The organism is Dietzia sp. ANT_WB102 (genome assembly GCF_008369165.1).
Lineage (GTDB): Bacteria > Actinomycetota > Actinomycetes > Mycobacteriales > Mycobacteriaceae > Dietzia.
On sequence record NZ_VOBA01000001.1, the window covers coordinates 503470 to 516119 of the forward strand.

The following is a 12650-nucleotide window of genomic DNA, read 5'->3' on the forward strand; positions in this document are numbered from 1 at the left end:
GTGTCGCGGACTGGCGCCGTGCGGCGTGCCGGTCATCTTGCGGCCGCACGGAGTAGTCGATCCGCGCGGCGGATTCGTGAGATCGGGTGTGTCGCGGGGCGGCGTGGCGGGAGGCCAGGTGGAGCGGCGAACAATGTCGTGGACGCTCAGCGGTTCCCAACGGCCCGCGCAGCTCGCATACTGGGCTCACCGTCACGCCTCGGGGGGTCTGCAATGCTCGGTTCCCGCACTCCACCACGCCCGCCCGGCCGCCCGCCGGCGGGCCGATCGACCCGATCGCGACTGGCCGGCGCGCTCGCCGTCCTCGCGCTCGCGATACCCGCCGGCGCGGCGGTGGGCTCGGTGCCGGGGCAGGTCGCGGACCAGTTCACGCCGCGGGCCCAGGCCCAGGCCCAGCTCGGCGATTATCTCCGCGACCTCGACCCCACCGGCGAGTTGGGGCCGTACGTCACCGAGGCCCTGGGCGGAATCAACGGACCGATCGGGAACCCGGGGCCGCCAGCCGCCGTCGACGCTCCGGTGACCTGCCGGCCGACTCCCGCACATCCACGGCCGGTCATCCTCGTCCACGGGACGTTCGACAACGGCCCCAACACCATGCCGCGACTCGGCGATCCGCTGCGCCGGCAGGGCTTCTGCGTGATCGCCCCGACCCTCGGTGCCTACGCCGGCAACCCGGCGCGCGGCGGGCTCGATTCGATCGCGGCCGCCTCAGGACCGCAGCTGGCCGGGGTGATCGACCACGTGCGGGCGGTGACCGGCGCCGCGCAGGTGGACCTGGTGGGCTATTCGCAGGGTGCTTCGATCGCCGGGTACACCACCAAGGTCCTGCGGCCGGGCGCCGTGAACCGTGTGGTCTCCGTCGCTGGTTACTGGGGCGCCGACAACAGCGGCCTCCTCCCCCACGAGTTGCCGCCGGAGGTCGCGGGGCTGGGCCTGTGGACTGCTAACTTGCGTGGACTCGCCGAACTGTCTCCGGGCAGTCCGATGCTCGCCGCCTGGTACGGGCTCGACCGCACCCCGTTCCTGCCTGGCGTCGGCTACACGCTCATCGCCACCCGTGGCGATGAGCTGCTGCCACCCGAACGCAGCTTCGTCCCCGGACCGGGCACACGATGGGTGATCACCGAGGACGCGTGCGGAGGCGGGCCGAGCACGCACGGCGGAATGGCCGTCGACGGGCGCACGCACTCACTCGTCGCCGGTGCGCTCGGCGGCGCCGGTGGTTGCTGAACCCCCGAGGCCGGAAAGTCAGTGCGAGTCGCAGGCGTGGCGCTGGTAAAGCTCGTAGGCGTCACGCAGACCGAGACCCGGGTGGGCGACCCGTAGGCGCCGCACCGCATCGATGTCCCCCGACGACCCCCGCACCGCGGTGGCGACCTGTTCGCTGCGGATGGTCTCGGCGATCCGCCGCGAGCGCTCTTCGTTCCGGCCACCGAGCCACCAGCGGTGCGCTGCCGCACCAAGCAGCATGACGGCCAGCGCGCTCCACACCAGCACGTCGAGGACTGCGGCTCGCCCGGAGAGCAGCTGCACGGCCACAATCACCAGCGCCCCCAGACCGCCGAGCACTGTCGCGGCCACGTAGGCGACCGTCGCGCGACCCCGCGACCGCGTCACGGCCTCGATCGCCCCGCGAGCCACCTCCGACGTGCTGTCCGACGAGCGGGGAGCCGTCACGAGAGGGTCTCCTCGTCGTCGTCGGCCACTACCCCGGCGGCGGAGCTCGCCTCGCCCTCGTCCGTGTCACCACCGTTGAGGTCGCCCCCCGCGAGGTGCCGCTCCACCCGCTCGACCTTCCCTCTAAGCTCACCCGATCGGCCGGGTCGCAGGTCCGCCTTGAGTACCAGACTCACTCGCGGCGACACGGCCAGCACGGCGTCGGTGGCGGCCCTGATGACGGGCATGACTTCGTCCCACTCACCCTCGATCGTGGTGAACATCGAGGTGGTCTCGTGCGGCAGGCCCGAGTCGCGGACCACGCGAACCGCTTCGGCAACGGCGCGGCTCATGGAAGCCGAGTCGTCCGCGGTGGACGTGGGGGCGACGGAGAACGCGAATAGCATGGCACAACCGTAATCCCGTCGCCCCCTGTCGCGCAGATCGGCGACACCTCTCGTCACAGTCGGCAGAGCGTCGCGGGGACATGTGGAGACGCCGGGGCATCCTCACGCGCAACATAATCGATCCATCACCTATCGGCGGTGCGTCGCGCGTCCGCATTTCCACTCCCTCGGGCGCGGGAGACGCGGACGTACCGGGCGATCATCCGATCCATCACTCCCGGCGCGAGCCGCTGCAGTCGCCACGTCGCCCGGGCGCGGGCAGGTTCAATGACCAGAGCCCGATTGCGTGCGATGCCGTCGAGCACGCTCGCCGCCAACACGTCCGGGTCCAGTGGCCGGCGCACACCCTGGCCGTCGAGATAGAAATACCGGCCGTCGAAGCCGTCGAGCTCCCCCTTGTCGAGGATCGCGGTGTCGACCGCCGCCGGGCACACCACGGTCACGCCCACACCGTGGCCCGCGGCCTCGGCGCGCAGGGACAGCCCGAGCCCGACGACCGCATGCTTGGTCATCACGTAACTGGTGATCAGTCCCGCCGGGCACAGTCCGCCCATCGACGCGGTGAGCACGATCGCGCCTGCGCCGCGGTCGATCATGTGCGGGTACGCGGCGTGCACGCAGTGGACCACCCCACGGATGTTGACGTCGATAATCGCGTCCCACTGCTCCAGGGTGAGCCTCTCCGTGTCGCCGCCCCAGGTGATGCCAGCGTTGGCGAACATCAGGTCCAGCTTGCCGCGAGTGGCGACCACCTCCTCGACGAGGGCCGACACGGCGGCGGCGTCGGTGACGTCGAGGTGCACCGGTTCCGCACTCCCGGCCCCCGCCGACCCGGCGCCGGGGCCGGACCTCGTCGTCGTCACCTCCTCGACGACGCGACGCGCGGCGGCGAGATCGATGTCGGCCACCACCACGTGCGCGCCCGCCGCGACGAGGGCGCGGCTGAGGGCCGCACCGATCCCGGATCCGCCGCCGGTGACGATCGCCGACGCCCCCGCGAGCCGCGGGCCCCGCAGAGTGGTCACGAGAACGCCCTGGTCGCCAGCCCGAGCACGTCCGGGTAGCGGCGCAGCTGGGCGCCGCCGTCGATCGCGAGGTCCTCGCCGGTCATCCAGTCCGCCGCGGCGAGGTGGAGCACCGCGCGGGCGACGTCCTCGGCGGTCCCCCGGTGGGCGATCGCGGAGTTCTCGGCGTACTCCTCGGCGAGGCCCGGGATCTGCAGGACGAGTTCGGTGAGCGGCGTGACGAGGAACCCCGGCGACACGGTGTTGACCCGGACCCCGCGCTCGCCCAGCTCGAGTGCCGCGACCTGGGCGAGCATCACCAGGCCCGCCTTGGCGGCACAGTAGGCCGCCATCCCTCGGCCGGGCTGCCGAGCGTTGAGGGAGGCGATCGCGACCATGGACCCGCCGTCGCGGACCACTCGGCCGCCGTGCTTGAACACCAGGAACGCGCCGGTCAGGCACACGTCGACCACCCGGCGGAACTCGGCGGCGTCGTGGTCGGTGACCAGACCCAGCGTGCTGATACCGGCCGTGGTCACCACCAGGTCCGGGGCGGCCCCGGCGAACAGCGCCTCCACGGCCGCCTCGTCGGTCACGTCCACGGCCCGGGCCGTATGGGCCGATCCGACGCCGCGGGGGGACCCGAGCTCGGTTACCCGGGCGGCGGCGAGGTCCGCGTCGAGGTCGCCGATCGTGACCTGCCAGCCGTCGGCGGCGAGGGCCCGGGCGGTGGCCCAGCCGATGCCCGAGGCGCCTCCCACGACGACCGCGGACCGGCCCGGGCCGCCCACACCGGCACCGCCCGAATCGCTCTCACCGCCGACAGACGACGAGTGGTGGCGGTCAGTGTCCATGGGGGCCTCCCGTGTAGATCGTGGCGAGCTTCGGTCGCGTTGCTCACCCCGACAAGTGACTCTGTTGACGACCGTCAACAAGAGCCCTAGTGTGATGCGAGCCATAGCTCTCTTGTCGGCGAGTGTGCCTCGCCGGGGGATCCGCCGAAGGGGTTCGCATGAAATCGACCTGCCAAATCGCCGTGATCGGCGCAGGCATCAGCGGCCTGACGACGCTGAAGATGCTCCGCGACTACGGGATTGACGCGGTGTGCTTCGAGGCGTCGGACCGGATCGGCGGGAACTGGGCGTTCGACAACCCCAACGGGAGCTCGAGCGCGTATCGCTCCCTGCACATCGACACCTCCAAGCACCAGTTGAGCTTCCGGGACTTCCCCATGCCGGAGGAGTTCCCGGACTTCCCCCACCACAGCCAGATCAAGCAGTACCTGGACGACTACGCCGAGGCCTTTGACCTGCTGCCGGCCATCGAGTTCGAGACGCGGGTGCTGCACGCCGAGCGACTCCCGGACGGCGGGTGGAAACTGACCACGACCCGCACCGGGTCAACTGGGCGGGCCGGCGAGCAGGAGACCCGCTACTTCGACGGGCTCGTGGTGGGCAACGGGCACCACTGGGACCCGCGCTTCGCCGACTTCCCCGGCGAGTTCACCGGGGAGATGATCCACTCGCACGCCTACATCGACCCGTGGGATCCGCTGCATCTCATGGACAAGAAGATCCTCGTCGTGGGCCTGGGCAACAGCGCCGCGGACATCGCCGTCGAACTGTCGTCCAAGGCCATGCGCAACGAGGTGACGTTGTCCACCCGGTCCGGTGCGTGGATCGTTCCCAAGTACATCGCGGGCAAGCCCGCCGACCAGTACTTCACGACCTTCCCGTACATCCCGTACTCCTGGCAGCGCAAGGTCATGCAGGTGATGCAGCCGATGTCGGCGGGGCGGCCGGAGTCCTACGGCCTGCCCACCCCCAACCACAAGTTCTTCGAGGCCCACCCCACGCAGTCGGTCGAGCTGCCTTTGCGACTCGGATCTGGGGACGTGATCGCCAAGGGCGATATCGCGCGACTGGACGGCCGCACCGTCCACTTCGAGGACGGCACGAGCGACGAGTTCGACGTGATCATCCAGGCCACCGGCTACAACACCACCTTCCCGTTCTTCGACCCGGACTTCCTCAGTGCCGACGACAACAACCACGTACCGCTCTACAAGCGGATGTTCACCCCAGGCATCGAGGACCTCGTCTTTGTCGGCTTCGCCCAGTCCACGCCGACGTTGTTCCCGTTCGTCGAGGCCCAAGCCCGCCTGGTGGCGGCGTGGGCGGCCGGGCTCTACCGCACCCCGCCGGTGGCAGAGATGGAGCGGACGATCGTGGAGGACGAGAAGAAGTACATCGGCCACATGCTGGACACGCCTCGCCACCAGCAGCAGGTGGACTACTTCCTCTACGAGCGTGACCTGCGGACCAGCGAGATCCCCCTCGGCCTCGAGCGCGCCCGCGAACGCGGCGCCGCCCTGCGGGCCCGGGTGACGACGTGACGCCAGCCGCACCGTCGGCGAACACCTCCCCGCGCGGGGATCGCCGCCGCGAGGCCCTACTCGCAGCGCTCGACGAGCGATTGCGCACCACCGCACTGGACGACATCTCGGTCGCCGACCTGACCGTGTCCGCGGGGATCACCAGGTCCGCGTTCTACTTCTACTTCGACTCCAAGGCCGCCGCGGTGGGCGTCCTGCTGGCCGTGGTGCAGGACGAGGCCCGGGCGGCGGTCGAGACGATCGTGGGCGGCGAGGGGGATTTTCGCACGCGCGTCTCCGGGGCACTCGAGAAGCTCACCGACCGCGTGTTGGATAACGCCCACATCTACCGGGCCCTGCTCACCGCCCGGAGCAAGCACGCGCAGACGCGCGCCCTGTGGGACGAGGGCCGCCGGGTAATGGCCACCCCGGTCGCCGAGTTCCTGCGCGCGGAACGCGCGTCCGGTCGAGCACCGGACGGTGTGGACGCGGACGCGCTCGCCGTGGGGCTCATCCACATCAACGAGACCGTGCTCGAGCGACTGGTCTTCGACACCGACGGCCCCCGCGAGCCACTGCTGACCGTCGCCACGGACATGTGGGTCCGCACGCTGTACGGCCGTCTCGACCCCGCGGTGGACGCCGCATCAACCCCAGGGAGAACCGCATGACCAGCCCCGTCGACATCGCCTTCCGCTCCGGATCCGGGGCCGACGCCGCCGAGTGCCGCGGGTGGTTCCTGCCCGCCGCCGGCGCGGGCGCCACCGGCGACGATGGTGACGGGCGACGCCCGTGCGTGGTGCTGGCGCACGGACTGGGCGGGACCGCCGACTCCGGGCTCATGCCGTTCGCCGAGGCGTTCGCAGCCTCCGGATACCACGCGCTCGTCTTCGACTACCGCGGCTTCGGCCGGTCCGACGGCGGACCCCGGCAGGTCGTCTCCCCCGCGCGCCAGCAGGACGACTACCGTGCGGCGATCGCCGCGGCGGCCGCCCGGCCCGACGTCGACCCGGAGCGCATCGTGCTGTGGGGCTGCTCGCTCGCGGGTGGCCACGTCATGGAGGTTGCGCGGGGCCGGGACGACGTCGCCGCCGTCATCGCGATGATCCCCCTGGTCGACGGACGGGCCGCCGCCCTGGCTGCGGCCCGCCAGCACACGCCCGCCTCGCTCCTGCGGGCGACGGGTTCCGCGGTTGCCGCCAAGGCGGTGACGGCGGCGGGTCGCCCCGAGCCGCTGCTCCCCCTGGTCGGCCCGCCCGGGTCGGCCGCCCTGCTGTCTCTGGACGGGTACGAGGAGGCCTACACCTCCGTCGCCGGGCCGACCTGGCGAAACGAGGTGGGCGCCTCCATCGGCACCGAGCTGGGCTCGTTCCGCCCCGGCCGGCACGCGGAAGACCTCGCCGCCGTCCCCGTTCTGGTCCAGATCGCCGACCTCGACCGCAGCGCCCCGCCGCACGCCTCCGCCACGGCCGCCTTTGCCGCGCGCGCCGAGGTCCGCCACTACCCGGGCGATCACTTCGACCTCTTCGCCGGTCGCCCGTGCCACGACCGGGCGGTCGAGCACGCGCTGCACTTCCTGCGGCGACACGTGGGCTGAACCGGGTCGCGCATGTCGTATGAGCCAGGCCACATGGCAATATTGTTGACACGTCATAGACGTTGACCTATATTTGGTGACACAACAAGTAGTTGGCCGGCTTCACCCGCCGGCGAACCCCATTTGAAGGAGTCACCATGACCACCAACCTCAACGACCTCACCGGCACCTGGACCCTGGACCACACCCACACCCGGCTGGGCTTCGTCACCCGCCACGCGATGGTCACCAAGGTGCGCGGCTCGTTTAACGACTTCACGGGCACCGTCACCGTGCCAGCCGAGGGCATTGAAGGCGCGACCGCGGAAGTCACGATCAACGCCTCGTCGATCGACACCCGCAACGCCGACCGCGACGGCCACCTGAAGTCCAACGACTTCTTCGCCATGGAAGACCACCCGCAGATCACGTTCACGTCCACCAAGATCGCCCCCAACGGTTCGGGCGGCGTGGACGTGACCGGCGACCTCACCATCAAGGGCACCACCAAGTCTGTGACGATCCCCTTCGACTTCGAGGGCACCGCCACCGACCCGTTCGGCAACCAGCGCGCCGGCTTCGAGGGCACCACCACCATCAACCGCAGCGACTTCGGCCTCACCTGGAACGCTGCGCTCGAGACCGGCGGCGTACTGGTCTCGGAGAAGGTCACCCTCGAGATCGAGGTCTCGGCCGTCAAGAGCGCCTGACGCACGGCCTGCCGATCCCGGCACCGCCTCCTTGGACGACACCGCCCCCCACCTGGAACCAGGTGGGGGGCGGTGTTCAACGTTCGGAGGCCGGCACAACAGGGGCGTGTCGGACCTACGAGACGACGACGGCGAGGACCGCGGTGTGCGAACCATCCGCGTCCTGCCAAGTCCCGCTGAGCGTGCCTGGTGATCCGATGAGCGGGCGGTCTGCCTCGGCGTCGTTTTCCTCGGACACCACGCGGATGATCTGCAGGGCCGCATCGGGGCTCTGGGCGAGCGCATCGCCGCCACCGCGGATGTTGACCGGCGACGGGGTGACCGTGCCGTCCTCGACCTGCACGTGGTCGGCGGCGCCGTCGCGGTGGCTGATCACCCGACGGACCTCGGAGATGTACACCGGGTCGGCGGAGGCGTCGTAGACCCAGCGCCGACCGAGTACGGAATGTTCCATCTCCCCGATCAGGAAGTCGCCCACCTCGTCGAGCTCGGCACCCCGGTAGGTCACCGGCACGTGGAAGGTTCGCGATCCATCGGTGAGCAGGAACGACTCCATCCCCACATCGCCTTCGGGGTCGACGAACCGGTAGGCGGTCACCTGCTCGAGGACCTCGGGGTCACCGTCGAACCAGTCCTGGTGGCGCACCCACGCCCGGAGGAGTTCCAGCTTGCCCGGGTCGAGGACGGCGTCATAGATCTCGGCGGTTCCACTCATGCGCTAAGACTCCCCCAAGTTTCCCGGTCCGGCAAACAGTTACCGGGCCGGGGGCTGTATGAAGAAGAATTCGTCAAGCGACCGTTCTTGCTGCGTGAGGCCATCGAACGCGCCGCACCGATGGGGGCCTGTGACGACACTCACAGCACGTGGCCGGGCTGCCCGTTACGGTTGGGCGCCGTACCGCCGGGTAATCCCCGGGCTGCCAATAGAAAGGTGGGAAATACATGAAGAAGACCCTCGCCGTGATCGGCTCCGCGGCCGCCCTGTCCTTTGCCGGCGCTGGCCTCGCCGTTGCCGATGACGCTCCCACGACGACCGGCCCGGATCAGACTGAGACCACCCAGAACGAGAACGCCGAGAACGAGGGCACCGAGGACGGGAATACCGACGGGGTCGAGACCCCCGCCGAGGTCTCGGAGATCGCCGCCCAGCTCTGCGGCACCATCGAGGCGTACGACTTCCTCGGCTCCGCCGAGGGCGTGGTGCCGGGCCTGAGCGACGAGGAGTGCGAGGCCAACGCCGACGCCGCGGTCGCCGCCGCCCTCTCCGGGGATATCGGTGGGGCCATCGAGATCCTGCGTGGCATCGACGCGGGCATCCCGGACGACGACGAGGCCACCGACGGCTCGGCCGCCGTCCTGGGCTCACTGACCGGCGGGGGCGCCGATGGTGGCGAGTCCGAAGACGTCGAGCCGGCCGCGCTCGGTTCCTGACAGCCCCCTTCGCGCGGGCGGCTGAGTGCGGGCGGCTGAGTGCGGGCGGCTGAGTGCAGCCGCTCATCGCGCGGTTCCCCGGCTCGGCCCCGGTTCCCCTCGAGGGAGTCGGGGCCGAGCCGTACGCGAGGAAAGGCCTACCGCAGGGGCGGGTCAGTCCGTCCGCGCGGTGTCCGCGGCGACGGTATTCGCAGCGGCGAGGTCGCCCAGCTTCTCGTGGTCGATGCGCCCGGGCACGGTATCGGACATGAACTCGGTAATGACCTGCTCGACCGCAGCCGGGTCCTCGACGTGTGGATAGTGGCCGCTGCCGTCGATGACCGCCAGGCGACTGCCCGGGATCGCCTCGTGGGTGGAGTGTCCGTGGGAAATCGGGATGATCGGGTCGCGGTCTCCCCAGATCAGCTGGAACGGTAACTGGCCGGCCACGTGCAGGCGGTTGGTGGCGGAGACGGCCTGGCCCTTGTTGTCCACGACCGCCCGCAGTGTCTTGAAGAATGTCTTGCGGTGTCCCGGTCTGCCCAGGGACTCGTAGGCCGCCCATGACTCTGCGATCGACTCGGCCCGGATGCCCATCCCTCTGAAGAAACGCCGTGCCGAATTCCCGGTGTTCACGAAGAGCGGGGCCGCACCGATCGTCAGCAGGATCTCGGCTCCGGGCACGGCCAGCAGCCGGAGGATCCAGTTGACCTCCTTGCCCAGGCCGCCACTGCCGATCAGCACGATCCGCTCGCAGTACTCGGGGTACTGGTAGACGAACTGCATGGCGACGCCGCCGCCGAGCGACTGCCCGACGACCGTGCATCGCTTGATTCCCTTGACCACCAGCAGGTCGCGCAGGACCGACGCCATCGCGCCGAGCGAGTAGTCGTCGAAGTCGAGTGAACTCTCCCCGTGGCCGGGCAGATCCGGAGCGATGATGTGGAACCGGGATTCCAGGCGCGGAATCATCTCACGCCAGGTGGTCGAGCTGCCGGCCATGCCGTGGATGAGCAGGATCGTCGGCTTGCCCTCGCCGGCACCCGCCTCGCGGTAGGCCAGCTCTCGCCCGTGAAGTGTCGTGGTCTGCATAGTCATTCCCCCTCGGGGACGGCCTCCCGCGCGTATCTCGTCGCAGGGAGTACCTCGCTTCATTGTGCGCCCTCAAGGTCGCTTGTGCAGTTCCCTACGTCACAGTACGACAGAGCCGCGTATGACGACGGGCTCTCGAGGCCGGTCAGGCAGGGGCGCGCTCGTGGTCGTCACCGCGCTGGTGGCCCTCGTCGTCGTCTTCGCCGTCGGGCCCCTCACCGTCGCGCCCGGCAGCGAGAGACCGCACGACGGTGTTGGCCATCGCGGTGACGGGGACGGCGAACAGCGCACCCACTATGCCGAAGAGATAGGTCCCGGCTGCGACCACCACGATCACAGCGAGCGGATGCAGCGCCACGGCGTGGCCCATGAGAAATGGTTGCAGCACATGCAACTCGAGCTGGTGGACCACTACGACGATCGCCAGCATCACGATCGCTATGACCGGACCGCGGTCGACCAACGCCAGCACCGTGGGGATCACCCCGGCGACGAGAGTGCCGACGATGGGCACAAAGGACGCCAGGAACACGACGACCATGATTGGGATCACGAACGGAACCCGCAGCAGCGCCGCACCGGTGCCGACCCCGGCTGCGTTGATGGCGGCCACGGTGAGCTGCGTTCGGGTGTAAGTGCCCAGGCTGCCCCAGCCGCGGCGGAAGGCGACGTCGACGTGCTCGCGGCTCGCGCGCGGCAGCCACCGCACGAAAAACTCCCACAGCCTCTCACCGTGGTAGAGGAAGAAGAACAGCGACACCAGGCAGATGAGCGCGCCCGCCACGGCGTCGAGCGCGGTGTGACCGACCTGGACCGCGCCGGCAGCGACCGAGTTGGAGTTCGTCTCGACCCAGGTGCGCACCTGGGAGACGGCCTCCTGCAGCCGGTCTGCGGTGAGGTGCAATGGGCCGTCCTTCAGCCACGTCAGGGCGGCGTCGGTGCCGCCGCCGAGTTTGGCCCGCATCTCAGGGACCCCGGTGGCGACCTGGGTCGTGACCGCGGCCAACGCGGCGAGGACGACAACTACGAGCCCGACGACGACGACGAGGGATGCCGCTGCCCGCGGGACTCGCTTCGGGATGCGGTCGACCAACGGACGGAGCATGGCCGCGAGCAGGACCGCGATCGCCAGCGGCGCGATAATGATCGCCAGCCGACCGATCACTTGGCCGAGGATCCAGCCCCCGCCCGCGATGAGGAGCAGGCACGCCGACCACACCGCCGCGAGCACGATCGGATACGGCAGGTGCTCGCGCGCGATGGGGCGGAGTGTCATCGCCCAATGATAGGCCTCGCCGAGAGACTCCTCCCCGCGATCGGTGACAGGTGGTGGATCAGGTCCAGGGCGGTCGGTTCCGAGCGTTGCGGGGCGCGTGGGCAGGATCATCACGCGCACGACACCTTCTGGGATTCCGCCTCCCTCCACACCGAGGTCGTCACCAGCCCCGCACTGTCGCAGATCGGCAGGCAGTGGCCGACCGACGAGCGCCAGATCGGCATCCTCGGCACGGCGAGCTCTGACGTCTCCCGCCCGCGGGTAACGTCGGGAACATGAGCAACGACGAGCGGCCGGACCTCTGGTTCCGCCGAGACGGCATGGAGCTGCGGGCCGTGGACTCCGGACCGGATGACGGTGAAGCGATCGTGCTGCTCCACGGCTTCCCGCAGCGAACCTCCAGCTGGGACCTTGTGGTGCCGCTACTGCACGCCGCCGGGTATCGCACCCTGGCGCTCGACCAGCGCGGTTATTGCGAATCCGCCCGCCCCCGCGGTCGGCGCGCGTACCGCCTGTCCGAGCTGGTCGGGGATGTCATCGCGCTGCTCGACGCCGCCGGTCTCGCTGACGCACATGTGGTGGGCCACGACTGGGGCGCCGCCGTGGCCTGGGGCGTCGCAGGGTCGCACCCCGACCGGGTCCGCACCCTCACCGCGGTGTCGGTCCCCCATCCCGCCGCGTTCCTCCAAGCGATGCTCACCTCCGATCAGCTGGTGCGATCCTGGTACATCGGGCTCTTCCAGCTGCCGTTCCTGCCGGAGTTGCTACTCACCTCGACCGGACCTCGGACAGAGAAGGCCCTCGCCGGGACGGGCATGACGCCGGAGATGATCGAACGCTATCGGCGCGAGATGGTCACGGCCGGCGCGATTCCCGGCGGGGTCGCCTGGTACCGGGCGCTGCCCTTCGCCTCTCCCCGGGGCGCGACCGCGCCGGTCCGCGTGCCCACGACATATGTCTGGAGCGACGGCGACCCCGCCCTGGGGCGGGGTGGCGCGGAGCGGACCCGCCACCATGTCGACGCCGACTACCGGTTTGTCGAACTGAACGGCGTCAGCCACTGGATTCCCGACGAACGACCGGTGGAGTTGGCCGACGCGATCATCGCCCGCGCGAAGGGCTGAACCGCCGGTCAGGGCCGT

At 70.1% G+C, this 12650-nt stretch carries 15 protein-coding genes; 8 read left to right on the forward strand and 7 right to left on the reverse strand.

Features of this window, described 5'->3' with window-relative positions; all coding sequences use genetic code 11:
* Positions 1-213: 213 nt before the first annotated feature.
* Entirely contained in the window at positions 214-1233 is a 1020-nt protein-coding gene (locus FQ137_RS02245) for a triacylglycerol lipase (protein WP_255583419.1), read from the forward strand.
* A gap of 18 nt (positions 1234-1251) precedes the next feature.
* Here FQ137_RS02245 and FQ137_RS02250 read toward each other — a convergent pair whose 3' ends face one another.
* From FQ137_RS02250 to FQ137_RS02265, 4 genes are all read right to left on the reverse strand, one after another.
* On the reverse strand, positions 1252-1680 hold the full coding sequence (locus FQ137_RS02250; protein WP_149290940.1) for a hypothetical protein: 429 nt from the start codon (positions 1678-1680) through the stop codon (positions 1252-1254).
* Entirely contained in the window at positions 1677-2066 is a 390-nt protein-coding gene (locus FQ137_RS02255) for an MTH1187 family thiamine-binding protein (protein ID WP_149290941.1), read from the reverse strand. The genes FQ137_RS02250 and FQ137_RS02255 overlap by 4 nt, the downstream gene beginning before the upstream one ends.
* Before the next feature lie 125 nt (positions 2067-2191).
* Positions 2192-3091 (reverse strand): SDR family oxidoreductase, encoded by a 900-nt coding sequence (locus FQ137_RS02260; RefSeq protein ID WP_255583422.1) that lies wholly within the window; start codon positions 3089-3091, stop codon positions 2192-2194.
* On the reverse strand, positions 3088-3924 hold the full coding sequence (locus FQ137_RS02265) for an SDR family NAD(P)-dependent oxidoreductase (RefSeq protein WP_149290942.1): 837 nt from the start codon (positions 3922-3924) through the stop codon (positions 3088-3090). The genes FQ137_RS02260 and FQ137_RS02265 overlap by 4 nt, the downstream gene beginning before the upstream one ends.
* 158 nt (positions 3925-4082) lie before the next feature.
* Between FQ137_RS02265 and FQ137_RS02270 the strand changes: the two genes are divergently transcribed.
* The 4 genes from FQ137_RS02270 to FQ137_RS02285 all read left to right on the forward strand — a co-directional run bounded on the left by FQ137_RS02270 (position 4083) and on the right by FQ137_RS02285 (position 7730).
* Positions 4083-5465 carry an NAD(P)/FAD-dependent oxidoreductase gene (locus tag FQ137_RS02270; RefSeq protein WP_149290943.1) on the forward strand — a complete coding sequence of 461 codons (1383 nt, stop codon included), beginning with the start codon at positions 4083-4085 and terminating at the stop codon, positions 5463-5465.
* Positions 5462-6115 carry a TetR/AcrR family transcriptional regulator gene (locus FQ137_RS02275; protein WP_149290944.1) on the forward strand — a complete coding sequence of 218 codons (654 nt, stop codon included), beginning with the start codon at positions 5462-5464 and terminating at the stop codon, positions 6113-6115. Before FQ137_RS02270 ends, FQ137_RS02275 begins: the two co-directional genes overlap by 4 nt.
* Complete coding sequence (locus tag FQ137_RS02280; RefSeq protein WP_149290945.1) at positions 6112-7041, forward strand: alpha/beta hydrolase; 930 nt, start codon at positions 6112-6114, stop codon at positions 7039-7041. The genes FQ137_RS02275 and FQ137_RS02280 overlap by 4 nt, the downstream gene beginning before the upstream one ends.
* Positions 7042-7178: 137 nt before the next feature.
* Positions 7179-7730 carry a YceI family protein gene (locus FQ137_RS02285; protein WP_149290946.1) on the forward strand — a complete coding sequence of 184 codons (552 nt, stop codon included), beginning with the start codon at positions 7179-7181 and terminating at the stop codon, positions 7728-7730.
* 115 nt (positions 7731-7845) lie between these two features.
* Here FQ137_RS02285 and FQ137_RS02290 read toward each other — a convergent pair whose 3' ends face one another.
* Entirely contained in the window at positions 7846-8445 is a 600-nt protein-coding gene (locus tag FQ137_RS02290; protein ID WP_149290947.1) for a hypothetical protein, read from the reverse strand.
* Positions 8446-8672: 227 nt separating this feature from the next.
* Here FQ137_RS02290 and FQ137_RS02295 point away from each other — a divergent pair, with 227 nt between their 5' ends.
* Positions 8673-9161, forward strand: coding sequence for a hypothetical protein (locus FQ137_RS02295; protein WP_149290948.1), 489 nt, complete (start codon positions 8673-8675; stop codon positions 9159-9161).
* Positions 9162-9314: 153 nt separating this feature from the next.
* Here FQ137_RS02295 and FQ137_RS02300 read toward each other — a convergent pair whose 3' ends face one another.
* Together FQ137_RS02300 and FQ137_RS02305 are read right to left on the reverse strand one after the other, a co-directional pair.
* Entirely contained in the window at positions 9315-10232 is a 918-nt protein-coding gene (locus FQ137_RS02300) for an alpha/beta fold hydrolase (RefSeq protein ID WP_149292596.1), read from the reverse strand.
* 145 nt (positions 10233-10377) lie between these two features.
* Positions 10378-11508, reverse strand: coding sequence for an AI-2E family transporter (locus FQ137_RS02305; RefSeq protein ID WP_149290949.1), 1131 nt, complete (start codon positions 11506-11508; stop codon positions 10378-10380).
* A 6-nt stretch (positions 11509-11514) separates the two neighbouring features.
* Here FQ137_RS02305 and FQ137_RS02310 point away from each other — a divergent pair, with 6 nt between their 5' ends.
* Complete coding sequence (locus FQ137_RS02310) at positions 11515-11787, forward strand: hypothetical protein (RefSeq protein ID WP_149290950.1); 273 nt, start codon at positions 11515-11517, stop codon at positions 11785-11787.
* Positions 11784-12632, forward strand: a complete 849-nt coding sequence (locus tag FQ137_RS02315; RefSeq protein WP_149290951.1) for an alpha/beta fold hydrolase — start codon at positions 11784-11786, stop codon at positions 12630-12632. Before FQ137_RS02310 ends, FQ137_RS02315 begins: the two co-directional genes overlap by 4 nt.
* Positions 12633-12650: the final 18 nt, after the last annotated feature.

Coding starts and splice junctions, on each gene's coding strand:
- FQ137_RS02245 (WP_255583419.1), top strand. CDS start 214: ATGCTCGGTTCCCGCACTCCACCACGCCCGCCCGGCCGCCCGCCGGCG.
- FQ137_RS02255 (WP_149290941.1), bottom strand. CDS start 2,066: ATGCTATTCGCGTTCTCCGTCGCCCCCACGTCCACCGCGGACGACTCG.
- FQ137_RS02265 (WP_149290942.1), bottom strand. CDS start 3,924: ATGGACACTGACCGCCACCACTCGTCGTCTGTCGGCGGTGAGAGCGAT.
- FQ137_RS02270 (WP_149290943.1), top strand. CDS start 4,083: ATGAAATCGACCTGCCAAATCGCCGTGATCGGCGCAGGCATCAGCGGC.
- FQ137_RS02280 (WP_149290945.1), top strand. CDS start 6,112: ATGACCAGCCCCGTCGACATCGCCTTCCGCTCCGGATCCGGGGCCGAC.
- FQ137_RS02285 (WP_149290946.1), top strand. CDS start 7,179: ATGACCACCAACCTCAACGACCTCACCGGCACCTGGACCCTGGACCAC.
- FQ137_RS02290 (WP_149290947.1), bottom strand. CDS start 8,445: ATGAGTGGAACCGCCGAGATCTATGACGCCGTCCTCGACCCGGGCAAG.
- FQ137_RS02295 (WP_149290948.1), top strand. CDS start 8,673: ATGAAGAAGACCCTCGCCGTGATCGGCTCCGCGGCCGCCCTGTCCTTT.
- FQ137_RS02300 (WP_149292596.1), bottom strand. CDS start 10,232: ATGCAGACCACGACACTTCACGGGCGAGAGCTGGCCTACCGCGAGGCG.
- FQ137_RS02305 (WP_149290949.1), bottom strand. CDS start 11,508: ATGACACTCCGCCCCATCGCGCGCGAGCACCTGCCGTATCCGATCGTG.
- FQ137_RS02310 (WP_149290950.1), top strand. CDS start 11,515: ATGATAGGCCTCGCCGAGAGACTCCTCCCCGCGATCGGTGACAGGTGG.
- FQ137_RS02315 (WP_149290951.1), top strand. CDS start 11,784: ATGAGCAACGACGAGCGGCCGGACCTCTGGTTCCGCCGAGACGGCATG.